The sequence below is a fragment of the Colwellia ponticola genome, from assembly GCF_005885605.1.
Taxonomy (GTDB): Bacteria; Pseudomonadota; Gammaproteobacteria; order Enterobacterales; family Alteromonadaceae; genus Colwellia; species Colwellia ponticola.
On sequence record NZ_SZVP01000002.1, the window covers coordinates 141,795 to 163,008 of the forward strand.

The window sequence follows — 21,214 nt, forward strand, 5'->3', positions numbered from 1 at the left end:
AAGCTGTAACATAGCCGCATAAAAAAGCCCCGATAAGTACTACTTATCGGGGCTTTTTACTAAACTGAACCTATAGTTAAACAAACATAAACCTTGTCGAAATAATTACTTAACACTCGGTAATATTTACCGCTAAGCCGCCACGTGAGGTTTCCTTATATTTAGTCTTCATATCATTACCGGTTTCCCACATGGTTTTGATCACTTCATCTAACGTCACTTTTTGGGTGCCATTACCACGTAAGGCAAGACGAGAGGCGTTGATGGCTTTAACTGATCCCATGGCATTACGCTCAATACAAGGTACTTGCACTAAGCCGCCAACTGGGTCACAGGTTAAACCAAGATTATGCTCCATGCCTATTTCGGCGGCATTTTCTACTTGCGGTGGTGTACCACCCATTATTTCAGTTAAAGCGCCAGCAGCCATTGAACAAGCCACGCCTACTTCACCTTGACAACCTACTTCTGCCCCTGAAATAGACGCGTTAGTTTTGTATAAAATACCAATCGCTGCTGCGGTGAGTAAATAACGAATACAATCATCATCGCTAAGCGGTTTAACAAACTTATCGTAGTAGCAAAGCACGGCAGGAAGAATACCGGCAGCGCCATTAGTTGGCGCAGTAACAACACGACTGCCCGCGGCATTTTCTTCGTTAACAGCCATGGCAAATAAATTAACCCAATCCATGGCGGTTAAGGGATCGTTTGATTTTTCTACTAGCAAAGAGCGGTGTAAAGCAGGCGCTCTACGGGTTACTTTCAAGCCTCCAGGTAAAATCCCTTCGGTTGATATACCACGATCAACACTGGCTTTCATTGCCGCCCAAATATCAAGTAACTTTGTGCGAATAGTCGCTTCATCATTTAAGCACTTTTCATTATTCATCATAATGGTGCTAATACTTAAACCGTTTACTTTTGCTTCATGGAGTAACTCTTTAGCGCTACTAAAGGCATGTGGACGCTTAATATTACTATGTAGCGATAACGCTTTATCTTTTTCTTTTTCAAAGTCGCAATCTTCAACAATAAAGCCACCACCAATAGAATAATAGGTTTTTGATAGTAACAAGGTCTCATTTTTATAAGCATACAAGGTCATGGCATTAGCATGAGCAGGTAAGCTTTTTCGACGATGATAAATAATGGCGTTATCTTTAGGAAAGCTTACTTCATGGCTACCATTAAGAGCTATTTTTTGGCTACTCACTACGGCTGCTAAGGTTGGTTCAATTGAGTCAACAGGAATGCCTTCAGGCGTGTGTCCATATAAACCTAATATAACGGCTTTACCGGTGCCATGACCAATACCCGTTTGACCTAATGAACCAAAAAGCTCACACTTTACTCGGTCGACATCGGTTAATAACGTTTGTTCGATTAAGGCATCAACAAACAATTTTGCCGCTTTCATCGGCCCCACAGTGTGCGAACTTGACGGGCCAATGCCAATAGAAAACATATCAAATACACTGATCATACTTTTGTACCCTCATCCTACTTACTTATTATCTGTTGATTTTTTATTTACTGTTTTGTGTTGCCGTTGCCATTATAGCTTCAAAGCTTACCGAGCAACAGTTAACAGTAAATTGTTGCTCTCACTATTTAATACGGATTATCGCTTTATAAGTGAATAATATTTTAATTACTATGTTTTTAGGAAATTATTGTTGATATTATCTTTGGTGTTAATGCAGATGTATTGAAAGTGTTCAGATAAAGCAACACATAAGGGGGGAGAGGAGATTTTTTATAATCACTAATATCACTAATATAAGTAAAATAACATAAGCAAAATAATTTAATGTCTAGTTTATCTGGGCGATTAAGTCTTTTAGCATGACCGCAGTCGCGCCCCAGATATTGTAATGCTTGTAAGGTAGGAAGTGTACATTATGCTGCCTTCCACCTTTATGGGCGACAACAATGTGATGATTCTTAGTGGTTAAAAAGTACTGTAGAGGCACTTGAAATACTTCAGAGACTTCGTTGTTATCTATTAGATAAGTTTGCGAGCTTGCGACAATAGCAATAATGGGGGTTACATGAAAACCACTAATCGTTTGATAAGGTGGTAATTGACCTGCGATTGTTATGGCATCACTAGATAATCCTATTTCCTCAAAGGTTTCTCGAAGCGCGGTATCAATTAAGGATTTATCTTCTTTTTCAACTTTACCGCCAGGAAAGCTTATCTGTGACGGGTGGTGCTTTAAATGACTAGCACGCTTGGTTAATAAGACCTGCAACCCCTCATCATTGTCAGATTCGACTAAAGCAATGAGCACCGCCGCTGAACGCATCGGTGATGGGTGCTGGTAGTTATGCTCAGATTCCGTTAATTGCAATAAATTAAAGCGTATTAAAAATTCATCTTTGGTCATCGCTTTTACTCGTTAATAACAATGTTAACTCAGTAGATGGATTAACATTACACCTGATTGAGCCTTGATAACACTGGTAATATACAATTAACTTTATCAAAAGTTTCTTGATATTCACTCAGTGCGGTTGAATCGGCAACTAAGCCACCTCCTGCCCAACAATGAATAGTGTTGCCAGTCTCAATATCAGTACTAGCACAAGTATTAGGTATACTACTGGTTGATGGTGTATTAGGTTGACAAATTAAGGTACGAATGGTGATGCTAGTATCCATAGCGCCACAATTAGAAATATAACCAATAGAGCCGCAATAGATACTGCGACGATGTGGCTCTAATTGTTCGATTATTTCCATGGCGCGAATTTTAGGAGCACCAGTAATTGAGCCACCAGGAAATGCGCCGCGCAGTAAATCAGTAGCATGCTTATTATTTGCTAATACCCCTTCAACGGTACTGACTAAGTGATGCACCGCCGGAAAGCTTTCAATATCAAATAACTTAGGTACTTTTACCGAACCCGGTTGACAGCTTTTACTAAGGTCATTACGCAGTAAATCTACAATCATTAAGTTTTCAGCATTATCTTTAGTTGAATGCTTTAATATTTCAGCATTATTAGCATCTTGTATTTTGTTATCACTACGGGGCATAGTGCCTTTAATTGGTTTACTTTGTACTTTACCTTGCGACAACTGTATAAAACGCTCAGGTGAAAGGCTTAAGATAGCACCATGTTCTAAACGTATAAAAGCAGAAAAAGGCGCCTTGTTGGCCGTTTTTAAGGCTAAGTAAGCGTTAAATTCATCGCCTTGATATTGTGCACTAAAGCGTTGCGCCAAGTTAATTTGATAACAATCGCCACTTAATAAATAGTTTTGCACAGTATTAAATTTCTCTATGTAGCTGGCTTTGTCCATGTTTGCTTGCCAAGTACTGGTTAATATAAACGTACTTGAAGCATCGCGGGTAACGCTTGCTGAAATTGTTGCCTTAGTCAGTGACGTTTCAAACTGCTCTCGTTCGCTGTCCGCACACACTAAGTAAAAACTCGCTGACCTATTATCGAAAATAACGGCTTTGTTATAGAGACCAATAGCCATTTCAGGCAAGTTAATATCTTGTTTTGCTATGCTAGGTAGTTGTTCAAATCGACGACCTAAATCATAAGAGAAATAGCCGAGTGCGCCGCCCAAGAAGGGTAGGAAGTCATGACTTTTTTGTGCGGTATTAAATAATTTTTCTTGCAGATTTTTAACCAGTGATAAGGGATCATCGTTACTGCTAAGGTTGACTTTTTTTGTATCCTTAGTGGCTAAAAAGCAGAGCTTAGTAACATTTTGTTGTGTTGTTAGCGTTGCTATAGGTTGCCATACTAAAATATCAAAACGGCTGTCAACATGGTCACTATTACCAGAGTCCAGCCACATTGCCCAAGGTTGATCAGACAAAGTACTAAACACTGATTCTGGCGTAGCCGCATTGTTAAGTTGCAATGCTTTTGCGGATAAGTTGCTATCAAGCTCCATGGTGTTAATCACCGCGTTTATTGCTCCGTTAAGCTTTTCGTTAGCAGCAGTGTTATCGGTATGATTAGCAGCGTTATCAGATGAATGGTACAAGGTTTTATTTACTCTTAGTATTCGCTAGTAAAATAGTTATTATCAGCCATTTGGTCTGGCAGCACTTTCAATAGCAGGTTATTATAGGTCGCAAGTTATTATAACTTTCAACCAGCCAGTATTAAAGGCTATTAAAAGTATTAAAAACGATTAATACCTAAACTAACGCTAATAGAGAGCACTATGGCCATCATTAAACAACAAGACTTAATCGATAGTATTGAAGATGCACTGCAATATATTTCTTATTATCATCCACTTGATTTTATTCAGGCATTAGAAAAAGCCTATCACAAAGAAGAATCAACGGCGGCGAAAGACGCAATAGCGCAAATTTTGATTAACTCACGTATGTCAGCACAAGGTAAACGTCCTATTTGTCAAGACACTGGCATTGTTACCTGTTTTGTTAAAGTCGGTATGGCGGTTCAGTGGGATAAAACTGATATGACTGTACAGCAAATGGTTGATGAAGGTACGCGCCGTGCGTATTTAAATCCAGACAACCCATTACGTGCCTCTATTGTCGCTGATCCTACCGGCAAACGTATCAATACCAAAGATAATACCCCAGCAGTTGTTCATATCGATATGGTACCAGGCACTGGCCTTGAAATAATGATTGCCGCTAAAGGTGGTGGTAGTGAAAATAAAACCAAAATGGTGATGTTAAACCCTTCTGATTCTATTGCTGACTGGGTAGTTAAAACCTTACCAACAATGGGGGCGGGTTGGTGTCCACCAGGTATGTTAGGCATAGGCGTTGGTGGTACAGCTGAAAAAGCGGGTGTACTAGCAAAAGAAAGCTTGATGGAACCGGTCAATATTCAAGACTTAATTGAACGTGGCCCACAAAATGCTGAAGAAGAATTGCGCCTTGAAATTTTTGAACGCGTTAATAAGTTAGGTATTGGCGCACAAGGACTTGGCGGTTTAACCACGGTTGTTGATGTTAAAATTAACTCAGTACCAACGCATGCAGCGTCTAAACCTGTGGTAATGATCCCAAATTGTGCAGCAACGCGTCATGTGCACTTTCACTTAGATGGCTCAGGCCCTGCTAATTTAACACCACCTAAACTGGAAGAGTGGCCAGAAATTACCTGGGAAGTAGGTGAAAACGTACGTCGTGTTAATGTTGATGGTTTAACTAAAGCAGATATCGCTGAGTGGAAAACCGGTGAAACAGTCTTACTTAGCGGTACTATTTTAACCGGTCGTGATGCAGCGCATAAACGTATTCAAGATATGTTAGCCAAAGGTGAAAAACTACCGGTAGATTTTACCAACAAGTTTATTTATTACGTTGGTCCTGTTGATGCTATCGGTGATGAAGCGGTAGGTCCAGCAGGCCCAACAACGGCTACACGTATGGATAAATTCAACGAGATGATGTTATCGAAAACCGGCTTGCTAGGCTCTATTGGCAAAGCTGAGCGTGGCGCAGCAACGTGTGAAAGCATTAAAGACCATAAGTCAGTGTATTTAATGGCGGTTGGCGGTGCGGCATACCTAGTATCTAAAGCCATTAAAAAAGCGAAAGTAGTCGCCTTTGAAGATATGGGGATGGAAGCTATCTATGAATTTGAAGTAGAAGATATGCCAGTAACGGTTGCCGTAGACAGTACTGGTGAGTCTGCTCATGTAACAGGTCCTGAAATTTGGAAAGTTAAAATTCAAGAAGCTGACGATAAAGCAAAAGCTAACTAGCGCCAATTAGCAGGTCGGTTTTATAGGACTGATTTACCAATATAAAAAGAGGGCTATAAGCGTAATGCCGATCAGTTAAGAAATATTTAACGATCCATTGACCGATCTTTTAACCCTTTTAGAATCCGATATCAGTTAATGATATCGGATTTTTTTATACGCTTTGAAAACGAATTAGCCACCACGCTTGATGCTGGTAATACTTTTCACTCTTTTGAAAAATATGCTGAGTTACTTTCTCCTGAATTAATTGAGCAATGCTTTAAACAAGCCGGAGTTGCCACCGGTCGAAAGCGCCGCTTACCTTTAGAGGCAGTACTTTAGTCAATTATAGGCATGAGTCTATTTAGGCAACGCTTAGGTGCTGAAGCTGTTAAGCAAGTATTTTTGGCGATGGCAGAAAAAAGCTACCAAAACAAAAATGCCAGTTAGCTTAACTGACTGGTATTACGCTATAAGCGCGCTTTTTATATCTGTCTTTTATAGCGTTAAGCTGCCTAGTATTGGTAGCAGTATTGGTGGTCGTTCGGCACGAGCCTAGTAAGACCAATAATGTTGTCGGCACTTGTCGAATCTTGTGGACTTCTATAACGGATAAAAAATCAATAAACGACTCAAAGTAAAACTAAGTAATTACTATATTGTTGAGAGGCTTATTGAAGTGCAGCTAAAGATAGTAAAGCCTATAGCTCAGTTACAACAAGCTGTCTTTATAATGCGAGTTGAGTGCTTTTAGTCACGTTATTAATGGCTTAAGGAGCTTCTTGAATACTCATTATATTTTTTATCTGTTTTACTCCTTATAATACCCCTTTAATAAAAACTTAAGTCAAATAATGCTTGGATATAAGCACTGAAGGAAAGCAGTAAGTCATGACGTTTGCCTACAATAATATGAAGTTAGATAGAGGAAGCAACCAACGAAAAAATAAGCGCTGGTTAACCGGTGAGTTTAGCCATGAAAGCACGTTATTTTGTGTTATTAACGATGGCGAGTGTCTTTTTGATAAAGCGGATGATTTTTCACCTCTTTATTTGAATAAAACACAATTACCGACGGTACAACTTAATAGTTGCATTTATTTGGGTAAAGGAAGCTTGGATAAAGAAAGTATCGCCAAAGCCGGTGTTGATGAAGCAGTGGCTCGTTCAGTCTTTGCTATCGACTTTACTAAATTGCGTTTTTCTACTCAGGAAGATTTACATGATATAGGGCAATGGCAAAACCTTAGAAAAGTTACCGCTAATTTATCAGCCATTGATGCCTCAATTCTTGCTTTAGCGAAAGGTTTAGTTCACTGGCATATAAGCCATCAATTTTGTGGACAATGCGGGCAAATTAACCGTCTCATTGAAGCCGGGCATGCTAGACGTTGTGATAATTGTCGTAATATGACTTTTCCACGTACTGACCCTGCGGTTATCATGTTGGTAGAGAGAATGTTTGCGGATGGTATTCCAAGGTGTTTACTTGGGAGGAATGCTAATTGGCCTGAAGGTATGTATTCAACCTTGGCAGGTTTTGTTGACCCAGGTGAAACGCTTGAGCAAACGGTGATCAGAGAAGTTTTTGAAGAGGCCACTATTATGGTAGAAAATCCACAATATATTGCCTCACAACCTTGGCCTTTTCCTGCGTCGATTATGCTCGGTTTTACCGCGGTCGCCACTTCTGAAGCCATTGCTACTAGCCAAGATGATTTAGATCACGCGCAATGGTTTTCACGCGAACAACTCAATGACTTTCAGGCAAGCTCTGTTGACAAGAATGAGAGCGAGCAAGTAGGTGATAACAGCGATAATCCGCAATATAAAATGAGTAGTGTTGACTCAATCTCATCTTATTTACTCAACGCTTGGAGAAAAAAGCAAATAGGGCAGTACTAACGCTAAGTCGCCAGTACTCAATTAACTTAACTATTAAAGTACTGGTTGAACCTAGCGAGGTATGATTTAATAGTTAATGGGTACTGTAATAAAACACAGTGCCTATTTTGGTTTACCTCTTGAAAAGCGTTTTCAAGAGACTTTTCATTAGTTTTTCAAGAGTAGAATATGAATTTTCCCTTCGAACAACAACACTTTTTACCACTAGCATTGAGTCTGACATTGATATTATTGTTAATGTTAATAACGGTATTATTTCGTCTTTCAGCCATTAAAAAAACGTTACTGGTGCAAAGTACCGAGCAAGAAGCACGTACACAAGCGTTGTTTAGTGAGCTATTAACGCAGCAACTTTCCGAGCAATCCGTACAGTTACAGCATCATTATCAACAAATTAATCAACAACAGCTATCACAAGCCCACGATAAGCAACAATTGCAGTTAGCTAATAATATTGAACAACAGATGGCTGATTTGCGCATTAAATTAATGAGGCAGGTGAATGAATTACAAACTCAACTGACTAACCAGCAAGGTCAGTCATTAGATCAGGTGATTAATCACTTAAATAATGCTGGGCAAGCGAACCGAGAAGAACTTGCTAAAACCTTAGCACAAAGTGGAGATCAAATGAGTAAACGCATTGATGGTTTAACTCAGGCTACCGATAAGCGTCTACAAGAGATCAGTGGTCAAGTAGAAAAACGTCTTGCTGAAGGCTTTGAAAAAACAACCAAAACCTTTAGCGATATTTTACAGCGCTTAGCATTAATTGATGATGCTCAGAAAAAAATCACTGAATTATCTACCAACGTAGTAAGCTTGCAAGAAGTACTTAATGATAAACGCTCGCGCGGCGCGTTTGGTGAAGTACAATTAAATAGCTTGATAAGAAACGTATTACCCGAGCAAAGCTTTAAACTACAACATACGTTGTCAAACGGTAAAATTGCCGATTGTATTCTATTCTTACCAAAACCTACCGGTAATGTGGTAGTTGACTCTAAATTTCCATTAGAAAGTTACCGTAAAATGGCAGATTTAGAAGCCCATGAAGTAGAACGAAAGTCGGCCATGCGCCAGTTTAAAGTTGATATTAAAAAGCATATTAATGATATTAGTGATAAATATCTGATTGATAATGAAACGGCTGACGGCGCCATTATGTTTATTCCAGCGGAAGCTATTTTTGCCGAAATTCATGGACATCAAAGTGATTTGGTTGACTATGCCAATAAAAGACGCGTGTGGCTAACCTCACCAACCACCTTAATGGCAATATTAACCACCGCGCGATCGGTACTTAAAGATGAAGCGACTCGCCAGCAGATTCACATAATTCAAGCGCACTTATCAGATTTAGCTCAAGACTTTAGTCGCTTTAAAGGGCGCTTTGCAAATTTGGCTAAGCATATTGACCAAGCGGCAATGGATGTAAAACAAATTCACACCTCGGCAGATAAAATAGCTAATCGCTTTGAGAAAATAGAGCAGGTCGATCTTGTCGATAAAAAATCTTTAGGGCATATTAAATAATAGGCGAAGGTTTAGCTTATAGTCATTTTTAACTATACAGATTTCACTATACATAGATTGTGGTCTGTATTGACATGTTGTCTTTAAAGATAAACACTGAAAAACGCTGTAAATTAGCCGATTAAAAAGTTAACCGATAACGGCACAATAGATGCCATTACCGTAAATATAGTCAGCATGTTAACTAGGTTTTCTTGAGCGTTGTAGATTAACTTTCGTTCGAGCTAAAAGGCAACGTTAATAAAGACAATACCTAAAAGTACTGGGCTAATAAAACGCAAATAAAAGCCGAGTAACTTTAATGACAAGTGCTTTTTTAACAGCGCGATATCAGTTAACTGATTTCCACGTCTCCACAACCAACCGACGACAATAAAATAAAACAATGACATTAGCGGCTGTAAAATAGTGGTTAATAATTGTATGATTAAACCAAACAACTGTTCAAAAAAGGCGACCAGTAACATGCTGGCAATAAAAACCACACCAGAAATCAACCAAGTGGCTCGTTTTCTGCTCATGGATTTATCTTCAATAAGATAAGCAACGGGTACTTCGGTAGATGAAATGGTTGAAGTGAGTGCGGCAATTGATAGCAAGGCAAAAAAGCCAAAAGAGACCAGTAAACCAATATCCCCCATGGAGTTAAATAGTGTGGGTAAAATAGTAAAGATAAGTTGACCTTCACCAATTAAATGACCATCAACAAACACTTCTTGACCATTATGCTGAGCAACAAAAAGCGCTGGTATAATAAGTAAGCCGGCAATAAAAGCAATAAAGGTATCAAGCAAGGTAATAGAAATGACCAACTTACCGACACTTTGCCCTTTAGGCATATAGGAGCCATAAGCCATCATGGCGCCAACACCAATCGCTAGTGAGAAAAAAGCTTGCCCCATCGCTGAAATAATTAATTTCGGGTTCATTACTTGGCTAAAGTCAGGCACTAAATAAAGCGTTACGCCTGTCATTGCGCCTTCTTGTTGTAATATATAAATGATTAACCCGAGTAACATCAGTAATAGCAATGGCATTAATCGTGCTGACCAGCGCTCAATACCGCTGTGTACGCCTTGATGTACTATAGCGGCACCTAGCACAATAAAAATAGGGGTAAAAATCACATTGCGCAGTGTGCTTGAGGTTGATAACCATTGTGCTAACTCATTTAAACCTAGTAACTCAGTTAACGATGCTAGCGCATGCGATAACATCCAACCAGCAACGATAGTGTAAAAACTTAGCATCATCATGGCGCCAATAATACCTATGATACCGGCAGAGTGACCGAGCTTTTTAAAGCGTTGACCACAAGATTGTGTTAGTGCAGATACTGGGTTAGTTTGTGCTTGATTACCAATATAAATTTCAGCGTATAACGCTGGCAAAGCAAGTAAAAAAGTCACTATTAAGTACACCAACAAAAAAGCGCCACCGCCATTATTTGCTGCTTGTGTGGGAAAAGCCCAAATATTACCTAAACCTATGGCAGCGCCTGCTGCAGCGAGAACAAAACCAATACGAGAATGAAAAGAATCACGGGCAGAAGTGGAGGTCATAAAAGAGGGGATAGTCGATAAAAATGATGGAACAAATTTTACCGAGTTAAGGCTGCTAGGGGAAGTGTTATCATTGTTTTAAGGCATTTAAATTGTCATTGTGCACTTACCTAATAACCCGTATATAATAGCGCTCTCATTTAATTAATGAAACTGATGATAGTATTGTCATTTTGACGAGAATATCCATAGAAGAGCAAACTATGTTAAAGCATGAAATTATTCCGGTAACACTTTTTGAGCAAAACTGTACCTTATTTTGGTGCAGTGAGACTAAACAGGCTGCAGTGGTTGACCCAGGTGGAGATATAGAAAAAATCATCGCTGCGATTAGCAAACACGGGTTAACACTTAATAAGATTTTAATTACGCATGCTCATATTGATCATGCCGGCGCAACGTCAGCGCTTGCCAATCACTATGATGTTTTGATTGAAGGGCCTCACAAGGCTGATCAGTTCTGGATTGATGGTATGGAAGATCAAAAGCAACGCTTTGGTGGCGCTTTTGCTTATGCAAAAAAATTCGTACCAAATCGATTTTTAGCGCAAGGTGATACCGTAAATTTTGGCAATATAATCATGGAAGTCTATTTTTGTCCTGGTCATACGCCAGGTCATGTGGTGTTTTTTCACCGAGAATCAAAAATTGCCCAAGTAGGTGATGTATTATTTAGTGGCTCAATAGGTCGTACTGATTTTCCTCGCGGAGATCATGCCACGCTTATTAGCTCTATTCGCCACAATTTATTCCCTTTAGGTGATGATGTCCGCTTTATTCCAGGTCATGGCCCTATGAGCACTTTTGGGCAAGAGCGCCAATACAATCCTCATGTCAGTGACGTTGCCGTAGGCTTAAAATAATGAATACCTTAATACTTAAAACACAGCGAACATTAAGAAAAATAGATAAGAGTAAGATATTTCAAGGTATTGTTATTGCAGTTATTATATTGTCGGCATTACTTATAGGCGTTAAAACACATAACTTATCCGCTAACGTTATTGGCATCTTATTGCTATTAGACGTTGCGGTAACAGTATTTTTTGCTATTGAAATAAGCATCCGTTATTTAGCCTGCCCACAAAAGAAAGGCTTTTTTAAAAATGGTTGGAACATTTTTGACACGGTTATTGTGATTGGTAGTTTAATACCTGCCGGAGGCTCTGGTGTGCTCATCGCCCGCCTATTACGCGTTTTTCGTGTTTTGCGCCTAGTTTCTATGGTACCAGAGTTACGGTTATTGATTAACGCCTTGCTTAAAGCAATACCTCGTATGGGGTATATCGCGCTGCTTATGTTTGTCATTTTTTATATTTATGCCGCTATTGGTAGTATGTATTTTCACAGCATTAATGAAGTGTTATGGGGCGATGTTTCTATTTCTATGTTGACTTTATTTCGTGTTGCCACCTTTGAAGATTGGACCGATGTGATGTATGAAACCATGGCGGTACACCCTTTTAGTTGGATCTATTATTTAACCTTCATTTTTTTAACGGCCTTTATCTTTTTAAATATGATGGTAGGTACAGTATTAGAAGTGATGGGCCAAGAACATGAACAGTTTCGCGCGGAGCAGCATGGTGAAAGTGGTGATGGTGGCGAGCCAGCTAGTCGCGCACAAATTGATAACTTAGAAAGGGAACTCGCAGAAATTAAAGCGCTACTACTCAATAAAAGCTAAGTAACTACTATTGTGGCCTTATTTGGCTTATTAAATTCAGTGAACTCAAGAGGGTTCACTGAATAACTTTATTAAGACTGTGTAAATTGAGTAATAATTCGGTCAAGATGATTAGCAAAATTTTGTCTGTCAGTTTGACTTAACGCGGCAGGGCCACCGGTTTGTACGCCACTTGCGCGCATGGTGTCCATAAAATCACGTATGTTAAGTCGAGACTTTATATTTTCTTTGGTATAAAGCTCACCACGCGGACTAAGAGCAATAGCCTGCTTAGTTATCACCTCATCGGCTAGCGGAATATCACTCGTGATCACTAAGTCATTGACTTCTACACGTTTGACGATTTCATCATCAGCGACATCAAAGCCACTATTGACCTGCATAAATTTGATAAAAGGGGAAGGAGGTATACGCACGTAATGATTAGCCACTAAAGTGGTGGTTATTTTTGTTCTATCTGCTGCTTTAAATAATATCTCTTTGATCACCACTGGACAGGCATCAGCATCAACCCAAATTTTCATATTTATCCTTAGAGTTTTACTATAACTACTAGGGTATGATAACGTAAATTGGCTTAATAATAGAGACTCTAGATAGCTTTATATCGCTATTAAGACGTTTAACTGTCATTTAGTGAGGCTTAGCACTAATAAAAGTTAGCTGTAATATTGTTTAGGTAGAGAAAATCTGGGGCAAAATAATAAAAAGCCCAGTTAAAAACTGGGCAGTAAAATCATTAATATAACGAAAATGTTAATTTAAGAAGTGCTATTTAGTAAGCTTTTACCATTAATGGCTATTTTTCTAGGCTTTAATGCTTCAGGTACTTCTCTTTCTAAATCAACATGCAGTAAGCCGTTCTCCATGAAAGCGCCAATCACTTTTACATGTTCACCTAGCTGAAATTTACGCTCAAAGTTACGCTCAGCGATGCCTTGGTGTAAAAATTGACGAGGTCTTTTAGTAGGGTCTTGTTCGGCATTAATAGCTTGTTTAGTACCAATAATGATTAAACTATTGTCTTTGGATTCAATATCAATGTCTTGCTCACTAAAGCCTGCAACAGCCATGGTGATACGGTATTGATTTTCTGCTAATAATTCGATGTTATACGGTGGATATGAAGACTGTTTACCCGGTTGGGATGCTTTATCAATTAAACCAGCTAGGTGGTCAAAGCCAATAAAAGAACGGTAAAGTGGGCTGAAATCTGTCGTGTTACGCATAATAAGTTATCCTATTAATATAGCAATAATATGTGCCTTTCATGATGAACAGGCTGTTATGGTAGTCCCTTGCGGCGACTACAACATTATAGATGGGATTACTTACTTATTTTTCAATAAAAAAAGCAAATAAATTATTCTTTATTTGCTTTTAAATTTTCAATTTACTTGATAGGTAGATATTAAGTCTTTGTTTTAATATCTATTTTTAGTTTTCTTCAGTGTACTCATCTTTTTGTAAATTTATTGTTTCACCATCAACAACGATAACAGGTGCAGTGTACTTAACCTTTGCTAACGCTTTGTCATAATTAGGGTGTTGTGAGATATTAGCCACTAGCTCTTTATAGACAATTTTACCTTGGTCATTGATAATAAATATTGCGCGAGTAAGTAAGCCCATATCTTTAATTAATAAACCATAATTAACCCCAAACTCTCGCCATACTGAGTCTGATAATACGTGCATATTATTGATCTTTTCTCCGTCACAAAAACGTTTTTGCGCAAAAGGTAAGTCATTACTAATAGTTAAAATCGTAATGTTTTCAGGTAGCTTTGCTAATTCTTCATTGAACCGCTTTGTTTGAATAGCACAAACACCCGTATCTAAACTCGGTACCACTGAAATAAGTAATGTTTGCCCTTGAAAGTCTTTTAAAGCAACAGGCGTAAAGTTTTTATCAACGACTTTAAATTGTGGGGCTCGCTCTCCCACTTTTACCTGTTTGCCTAGCAGGGTAATATATTTATCGCCTGCTTTAACTAAGTTCTGCGTTGAAGGAAGTTTTTTTAAGTCAAAGTTAAACGCACCACTCGTCGAGGTTAAGGTTAAACTAATGATAAAAAAAACAGGTAAAATGATGTTTATAGAGGAAAATTTCATGGTCTATTAAAAAATGAGTTAAGGTAAGACAGATACTAGCGTTTTACGGAGAAAAATTCTATAAATAGCGTTTTTTTCATTGTGTTTTGTCTTGAATACTTTATGGTTAAGGATAGAAGCTAAGTTTATTTAGCCGTTGTTATTCTAGCTATTGTTTAGCCATTTATTAGGTAAGGCCCCAGTGTATGACCACTACATTATTAATTTGTGATGATTCTAATATGGCGCGCAAACAAGCAGCACGCTCGTTACCTGATAATTGGGATGTAGAGATTAGTTTTGCAGGCAATGGTCTAGAAGCACTTGAAGCGATAAAAGCTGGTAAAGGTGATGTGCTTTTACTTGATCTTAATATGCCTAAAATGGATGGTTATCACGTGCTAGAGGCTATTGTAGCACAAGACTTGCCAACACTTACTATTGTGATTTCAGGTGATATTCAACCAGAAGCTCATCAACGGGTAACCAGTTTAGGGGCATTAGGTTTTATTAAAAAACCCGTTAATAAAGAAACACTCACTAACGTATTGTCATCTTATGGTGTCTTTTCTAATGATAAGTCTAAAGAGAAAACTACTGTTAACAGCCCTAACACTTCTCAACAAACCGTATCTGCTATACCAACGACTAAGCAACCATTAGCGACTCAACCTCATACCGCTGATGTTACAAAGACGTCAACAAGTGATATCCCGGAAATGACGTTGTCGACCGATATGCGAGATTGCTACCAAGAAATAGCGAATGTTGCTATGGGACGTGCCGCAGATTTACTGGCTCGTTTACTTAATGTTTTTGTCGAGTTACCCATTCCTAATGTCAACTTCATTGAAGTGAGTGAACTTCGCATGGCATTAAAAGATATCGAAAATCATGAAAGTACATCAGGTGTTTGCCAAGGGTTTATTAGCGCAGGCATTTCAGGTGAAGCACTGTTGATTTTAAATGATTCAAGCTTCAAAGATGTCGCCTCATTAATGCACTACCAATACGATGCGGATATGGGCACGGAGTTAGAGCTTTTAATGGACTTAGCTAATGTGCTAATTGGTGCTTGTTTAAAAGGTGTATCTGAGCAGTTAGATATTCAATTTAGCCAAGGACACCCCGAGGTGTTAGGGCAACATAGGAAAATATCTGATTTAATAGCTAATAATGCGAACAAATGGAAAAAAACACTGGCAATAGAAATTAGCTATAGCATAGAGAACTATCCTATTAAGTGTGATTTGTTATTACTCTTTACAGAAAATTCGATGAAAACACTTAACAATAAACTAGCCTACTTAATTGATGAATAGAGGCATTAACAAAGGCACATTATTTGTTGCTACAAAGAGAGCAGTTAGCGCGATTAAGCGACAATAGGAATTGGCTATGACGTTAGAAAAATCACAATTAAATGAATTACATTGGCTAATGGAAATGTTACATAACATTGATGTTGGTCTGGTTGTACTTGATAAAAATTTTACCGTTCAAATTTTTAATGGTTTTATGGAAAACCATAGTGGTTTATTACCACGAGAAGTTAAAGGAAAATTGATTTTTGATCTCTTCGATGAAATACCACAAGACTGGTTTATACGAAAAGCAGAGTCAGTTTTTTTATTAAAAAATAAAGCCTTTACTATCTGGGAGCAACGTCCCTATTTATTTAAGTTTGATAGCTATCGTCCGGTGACGGGAAGTGCTGATTTTATGTACCAAAACACCACCTTTATTCCATTAATTTCTTCTACTGGTGAAGTGAGTCACTTATGCTTGTTAGTGTATGATGTTACTGAAAATGCGGTTCATAAGCAGAGTTTGAAAAAAGCCAATGAAGCGTTAGCAGTCTTGAGTCAAACAGATGGTTTAACACAATTGTTTAATAGAACGCACTGGGAATCTTGTTTAGCAGCAGAGTATAAGCGTTGGGGCAGAAGTCACCATGCAAGTTCCTTAGTGATGATAGATATTGACCACTTTAAAAAGGTTAATGATAGTTACGGTCATACCGTAGGTGATGTCGTTATTCGCCATATTTCAAGCTTAATACGTCAACATGTCAGAGAAACTGATATTTGTGGTCGTTATGGCGGTGAAGAGTTTACTATTTTGCTCTCTGATACACCTCTTAAGAGTGCTTATGTTTTTGCAGAGCGACTTCGTAAAGAAGTTGCTGGCAGTATAGTGACTTATAATGATATTAGCATTAACTATACTGTCAGTATTGGTATAGCTGAAGTTGATGAGAGCATGCAAAGTCATGAATCTTGGGTTAAATGTGCAGATGAAGCCTTGTATTGCTCAAAAGAAACGGGGCGTAATAAAGTGACATTACATCAAACTAAAATCAGCCCGAAAGCTAGCTAAGTAAATAATATAGAATAGATTTACTGTCTAACGGTTAACATTTACAGTACTTCATCAACGTCAGCGGTATGAATATCATCAGAGCTAGTAATAAATTTGGCCATTGACTATAAGGGGTGTCACCACTAACAAACTCGACTGTGCCTCTTAATACCACCTCTTTAAATTGTGGCGCAATAGCGCTAACTTCACCTAAATGATTGATGATTCCAGTAACGCCATTATTGGTTGCTCTGACTAAAGGACGACCAAACTCTAGTGCACGCATACGAGCAATTTCAAAGTGCTGATGCGGGCCATGAGAGTCACCAAACCAAGCATCATTACTAACCGTTAAAATCATATCGCTATCGTTAGTTAAATTGGCGGCTAGCTGTGCTGGAAAAGCTATTTCAAAGCAGTTAAGCGGTAAAATATGTAAATTATTAGCGACTAAATTAGGTTGTACATACTCACCTGGAGTAAAAGAAGACATAGGTAAGTTAAAAAATGGCGCGATAGGACGTAATAGTTCTTGAAAAGGCACAAACTCACCAATGGGTAATAAATGGCTTTTATAGTACCTGTTGCTGTGATTGTAATGATAGCCTATGTTATCTTCACTATTTTTTTTGCCTAAAACTATTAAGGCGTTAAAGTATTCTTTACTCTCAAAATTGTAGTTAATTAAGCCGGTAATTACCGCACTGTTATTTAACATGGCTGAGCTATTTACGCTCGTTAAATAATCTTGTACCGCAGGCTCTAGTGCTGGAATAGCAGATTCAGGCCAAACAATAATATCGGCATCATAATTAAGACGCGTTAAATCTAAATATTTCAGCATGGTTGGCCATTCTTGCTCGGGCCGCCACTTAATAGATTGAGCAACATTACCTTGAACTAGGGCAACTTTAGCCGATTTCCCTGTTAATACAGTCCAGTTTACTTGGTGAAGCGCTACACTTGTTAACATAATAGTGATTGCTAAGACTAACGGTAACGCTAAATGCTTAGCGGATCGCTTTACCATGACCTGAGTATTTTGATTGCCTTTGTTGGCTAAGTCTGGACAAGAAGTAGAGTCAACATTAGCGAGGTGAGCACAGCAATAACAGTAAATTTTTACCCAGCAAATATTTAATAGCAGAACAATGCCGGTTAAGCCTACTTCACCAATAACAGGGGCAAAGCTAGCTAAAGGGCTATCTATTTGGCTATAACCAAGCGATAGCCAAGGAAAACCTGTGAGTACAACCGAACGTAAATACTCACATAACAGCCATACAGAGGGAAAAAACCATAAGTTTACGTGTTTATTACGCGTTATTTTTGCGGTTAAGTAACCAGCAAGGGCAGGGAAAAGTGCTAGATAAGCGCATAGTGCCAACATTAATAGTAATGAAAATACTAACGGTAGGCCGCCAAATTGGTCAATACTGACATGTACCCAGCTAATACCACTGCTAAACCAACCAAAAGCAAATAATGCCATTTTTTTAGCGGCTGCTCTCGGGGTAGCATTTCTTATTTGGTATAAGATAATACTGGGCAGTATTAGGGCCAACCACCAATAAGAAAATGGCGCGTAAGCAAACACTAATAAAAAACCGCTCAAAAAGCATAGCCAATGACTTGGCGTGGTTAGCTTATTTTTTATAGTATTTACAAGCGACACTTTTTTGGGGATAGCCTGAGTGTGGTTAGTCACTCAATTTACCATTGATATTGTGGCTTTTATCCACACTGACTTGTAGCATCTGCATACGCCTACTATCAGCAACAAGCACTTTAAACTCAAATTTACCTAACGTGAATAACTCACCTTTTTGCGGCATATGGTTAAACTGGCGTAAAACAATACCACCAATGGTGTCGGCCTCGGCTTCATTAAAGTCGCAATTAAAGTATTCGTTAAAATCACTTAGCTCTGTAAGCGCTTTAACTAAATACACATTACCCGCTAAATGTTTAATTTCTTCTTCAATGTCATCATCGGTCTCATCTTCAATTTCACCAACGATTTGTTCTAAAATATCTTCAATGGTAATAACGCCTGAAACACCACCGTATTCATCAACGACAATAGCCATATGGTATCGGTCAGAGCGAAACTCTTTTAATAGTGGTTCAACTTTTTTGCTTTCGGGAACAATAATGGCAGGTCTGATAATATTACTGAGGCTAAAGTTATCATTTTGTGCGTTAAAGCCAAAAGCGAGTAAATCTTTTGCTAATAGAATACCATCAATGTGATCGATGTCTTCATTAAAAACGGGGAAACGAGAATGACCCGACTCTAAAATAATGGGTAAAAACTCATCAAGGCTGTGGTTAATATCAATGGTAACCATTTGTGAACGAGGGATCATAATATCTCGAACGCGCATTTCTGATACGTCTAAGACACCTTTAATCATTTGCTTGGTTTCAGAATTGATTAACTCTCTGTCTTGGGCGTCATTGAGTATATCAACTAGTTGATCTTTATTTTTCGGTTCAGGCGTTATTACTTGTAACATTCTATCCAAAAAGGACTTATTCGCTGAACCGTTGCTAGAGTGGGGGTTGTCGTCGCTCATAGAGCTATTTATATTCCTTAAGTTTTATATCGTACTATATTGTATTAATTTATTGAGAGTCAGTTTACTGATTAAGTACTCACTATCATATGGGTTAACTGTTATTTTTTGTGTTGATAAAAGTGTCTATAAATATTTTATTAACGCTTTTATCAACACAAGCTAAACAATTTACTTTTCTATGTAAGGATCGTCAATCCCTAATTTATGTAAAATAGCAATCTCAAGAGATTCCATTTCCAGCGCTTCACTGTCATTGATATGATCAAAGCCTAGTAAATGTAAGCAGCCATGTATTACAAGGTGAGCCCAGTGATCAAATAAAGCCTTATTTTGCTCTTGTGCTTCTTGTTGCATGACATCAATACAAATAATTAGGTCACCTAACAGATTAAGTTCAACACCATCAGGAACTTCAAAAGGAAAAGATAATACATTAGTGGGTTTATCTTTGCCTCGATATTGCTTATTTAACTGTTGGCTTTCTTCTTTATTTACCAAACGAATGGTTAACTCAAAAAATTGCCCAGAGTTACTACTGACTTCTGCTAGCGTGGTATCAATCCAGCGCTGAAACTGTGCCTCGCTTGGTAACTCTGTAGGTTTACAAGCTATTTGAATATCGACTACATTAGCCATTAGTTTGATTCATCGTTATTGTTGCTGGTTTGTTGTACTTGCTGAGCCTGTTTTTTTTCTTGTCTTTCTCTATTCATTTTTTGTTCAAAACTGTCGTAAGCATCAACTACTCGAGCAACTACCGGGTGACGTACAACATCTTTAGACTGGAAGAAGTTAAAACTTATGCCGTCAATATCTTGCAGTACTTCAATGGCATGGCGAAGTCCAGACTGCTGATGACGGGGCAAATCAACCTGAGTAATATCACCGGTAATAACCGCTCGTGAGTTAAAGCCGATACGTGTTAAAAACATTTTCATTTGTTCAACAGTGGTATTTTGACTTTCATCTAAAATAACAAACGCATCATTTAGCGTGCGACCACGCATGTAAGCCAACGGTGCAATTTCTATCACATTACGTTCAATGAGCTTTTCGACTCTTTCAAAACCGAGCATTTCAAACAAAGCATCATAAAGAGGTCTTAAGTAAGGATCGATTTTTTGAGATAAATCACCCGGTAAAAAGCCTAGTTTTTCACCGGCTTCTACTGCGGGTCTCGTCAGTAATATACGACGAACTTCTTGGCGCTCTAGTGCGTCTACCGCACAAGCTACTGCGAGGTATGTTTTACCCGTACCGGCAACACCAACACCAAAACTAATGTCACTGGTAATAATATTTTGTACATACGCTTGTTGATTTGGGTTACGGGGTTTAACTAAACCACGTTTGGTTTTAATGGTAACCATATCATCGTATTTACTGTCTAGTTGATCACCCAATTGTTTATCACCGAGTTGCTCTTGCTCTAAGCAATCGGCCGTTAAAATGGCTAAATGCACCATGTCAGGTGTTATGGTGTTGCTTTCACCCTTTACTGTTTGGCTTTCAAGGTAAAGATCTTTTAACACATTGACCACAGCATGACGGTTTTTTGGTTTGCCAACAACAGTAAACTCATGACCACGGTAACTTATCGTCACACCTAAACGGCGTTCAATGGTTTTTAAGTTATCGTCCATAGGTCCGCACAAGTTTGCCAGCCTATGATTGTCTACAGGGGCTAAACTGAAAACGTCTTGGGTGAGTTGTTGAGTTGTGGTCAAATTTATCTCCGTTGTGCTAAATTAAATAGTGTTAAATAACATGATGCTAAAAG

19 protein-coding genes are annotated in these 21,214 nt (G+C 38.5%); 8 read left to right on the forward strand and 11 right to left on the reverse strand.

Features of this window, described 5'->3' with window-relative positions; all coding sequences use genetic code 11:
* Positions 1-109: 109 nt before the first annotated feature.
* The 3 genes from FCS21_RS03665 to pabB all read right to left on the reverse strand — a co-directional run bounded on the left by FCS21_RS03665 (position 110) and on the right by pabB (position 3,922).
* Positions 110-1,486, reverse strand: coding sequence for an L-serine ammonia-lyase (locus tag FCS21_RS03665; RefSeq protein ID WP_138620643.1), 1,377 nt, complete (start codon positions 1,484-1,486; stop codon positions 110-112).
* Between the two features lie 331 nt (positions 1,487-1,817).
* Positions 1,818-2,393 (reverse strand): CoA pyrophosphatase, encoded by a 576-nt coding sequence (locus FCS21_RS03670; RefSeq protein WP_138620644.1) that lies wholly within the window; start codon positions 2,391-2,393, stop codon positions 1,818-1,820.
* A 47-nt stretch (positions 2,394-2,440) separates the two neighbouring features.
* The gene (pabB, locus tag FCS21_RS03675) at positions 2,441-3,922 is read right to left on the reverse strand and encodes an aminodeoxychorismate synthase component I (RefSeq protein WP_138620938.1); all 1,482 of its coding nucleotides are present in this window, start codon (positions 3,920-3,922) and stop codon (positions 2,441-2,443) included.
* A 276-nt stretch (positions 3,923-4,198) separates the two neighbouring features.
* Between pabB and FCS21_RS03680 the strand changes: the two genes are divergently transcribed.
* The 4 genes from FCS21_RS03680 (at position 4,199) to FCS21_RS03695 (ending at position 9,148) form a co-directional block, all read left to right on the forward strand.
* Positions 4,199-5,725: a fumarate hydratase gene (locus tag FCS21_RS03680; protein ID WP_138620645.1), complete on the forward strand. Its 1,527-nt coding sequence runs from the start codon at positions 4,199-4,201 to the stop codon at positions 5,723-5,725.
* A 138-nt stretch (positions 5,726-5,863) separates the two neighbouring features.
* Positions 5,864-6,049: a transposase domain-containing protein gene (locus FCS21_RS03685; protein ID WP_138620646.1), complete on the forward strand. Its 186-nt coding sequence runs from the start codon at positions 5,864-5,866 to the stop codon at positions 6,047-6,049.
* A gap of 549 nt (positions 6,050-6,598) precedes the next feature.
* Positions 6,599-7,612 (forward strand): NAD(+) diphosphatase, encoded by a 1,014-nt coding sequence (gene nudC, locus FCS21_RS03690; protein WP_171035622.1) that lies wholly within the window; start codon positions 6,599-6,601, stop codon positions 7,610-7,612.
* Positions 7,613-7,780: 168 nt separating this feature from the next.
* The gene (locus FCS21_RS03695) at positions 7,781-9,148 is read left to right on the forward strand and encodes a DNA recombination protein RmuC (RefSeq protein WP_138620647.1); all 1,368 of its coding nucleotides are present in this window, start codon (positions 7,781-7,783) and stop codon (positions 9,146-9,148) included.
* Between the two features lie 224 nt (positions 9,149-9,372).
* Here the strand turns inward: FCS21_RS03695 and FCS21_RS03700 are convergent, their stop codons facing one another.
* Entirely contained in the window at positions 9,373-10,710 is a 1,338-nt protein-coding gene (locus FCS21_RS03700) for a sodium-dependent transporter (RefSeq protein ID WP_138620648.1), read from the reverse strand.
* 203 nt (positions 10,711-10,913) lie between these two features.
* Between FCS21_RS03700 and FCS21_RS03705 the strand changes: the two genes are divergently transcribed.
* Positions 10,914-11,573: an MBL fold metallo-hydrolase gene (locus FCS21_RS03705; protein ID WP_138620649.1), complete on the forward strand. Its 660-nt coding sequence runs from the start codon at positions 10,914-10,916 to the stop codon at positions 11,571-11,573.
* On the forward strand, positions 11,573-12,397 hold the full coding sequence (locus tag FCS21_RS03710; protein ID WP_138620650.1) for an ion transporter: 825 nt from the start codon (positions 11,573-11,575) through the stop codon (positions 12,395-12,397). The genes FCS21_RS03705 and FCS21_RS03710 overlap by 1 nt, the downstream gene beginning before the upstream one ends.
* Positions 12,398-12,468: 71 nt before the next feature.
* Here the strand turns inward: FCS21_RS03710 and FCS21_RS03715 are convergent, their stop codons facing one another.
* The 3 genes from FCS21_RS03715 to tpx all read right to left on the reverse strand — a co-directional run bounded on the left by FCS21_RS03715 (position 12,469) and on the right by tpx (position 14,512).
* Positions 12,469-12,921 (reverse strand): YaiI/YqxD family protein, encoded by a 453-nt coding sequence (locus FCS21_RS03715; protein WP_138620651.1) that lies wholly within the window; start codon positions 12,919-12,921, stop codon positions 12,469-12,471.
* A gap of 237 nt (positions 12,922-13,158) precedes the next feature.
* Positions 13,159-13,626 (reverse strand): Hsp20 family protein, encoded by a 468-nt coding sequence (locus tag FCS21_RS03720; RefSeq protein ID WP_138620652.1) that lies wholly within the window; start codon positions 13,624-13,626, stop codon positions 13,159-13,161.
* Between the two features lie 208 nt (positions 13,627-13,834).
* A complete protein-coding gene (gene tpx / locus FCS21_RS03725) occupies positions 13,835-14,512 on the reverse strand; it encodes a thiol peroxidase (protein WP_138620653.1) in 678 nt (225 codons plus the stop codon).
* 185 nt (positions 14,513-14,697) lie between these two features.
* On the opposite strand from tpx, the gene FCS21_RS03730 reads away from it, so the two are divergent.
* Together FCS21_RS03730 and FCS21_RS03735 are read left to right on the forward strand one after the other, a co-directional pair.
* Positions 14,698-15,813, forward strand: coding sequence for a response regulator (locus FCS21_RS03730; RefSeq protein WP_138620654.1), 1,116 nt, complete (start codon positions 14,698-14,700; stop codon positions 15,811-15,813).
* Between the two features lie 76 nt (positions 15,814-15,889).
* On the forward strand, positions 15,890-16,870 hold the full coding sequence (locus FCS21_RS03735) for a GGDEF domain-containing protein (RefSeq protein WP_138620655.1): 981 nt from the start codon (positions 15,890-15,892) through the stop codon (positions 16,868-16,870).
* A 34-nt stretch (positions 16,871-16,904) separates the two neighbouring features.
* Here FCS21_RS03735 and lnt read toward each other — a convergent pair whose 3' ends face one another.
* The 4 genes from lnt to FCS21_RS03755 all read right to left on the reverse strand — a co-directional run bounded on the left by lnt (position 16,905) and on the right by FCS21_RS03755 (position 21,077).
* A complete protein-coding gene (gene lnt, locus FCS21_RS03740; protein WP_246046981.1) occupies positions 16,905-18,560 on the reverse strand; it encodes an apolipoprotein N-acyltransferase in 1,656 nt (551 codons plus the stop codon).
* A complete protein-coding gene (locus FCS21_RS03745; RefSeq protein WP_138620656.1) occupies positions 18,553-19,431 on the reverse strand; it encodes a CorC family transporter in 879 nt (292 codons plus the stop codon). The genes lnt and FCS21_RS03745 overlap by 8 nt, the downstream gene beginning before the upstream one ends.
* A 171-nt stretch (positions 19,432-19,602) precedes the next feature.
* Complete coding sequence (gene ybeY / locus FCS21_RS03750; protein ID WP_138620657.1) at positions 19,603-20,070, reverse strand: rRNA maturation RNase YbeY; 468 nt, start codon at positions 20,068-20,070, stop codon at positions 19,603-19,605.
* On the reverse strand, positions 20,070-21,077 hold the full coding sequence (locus FCS21_RS03755) for a PhoH family protein (RefSeq protein ID WP_138620943.1): 1,008 nt from the start codon (positions 21,075-21,077) through the stop codon (positions 20,070-20,072). Before FCS21_RS03755 ends, ybeY begins: the two co-directional genes overlap by 1 nt.
* Positions 21,078-21,214 lie beyond the last annotated feature (137 nt).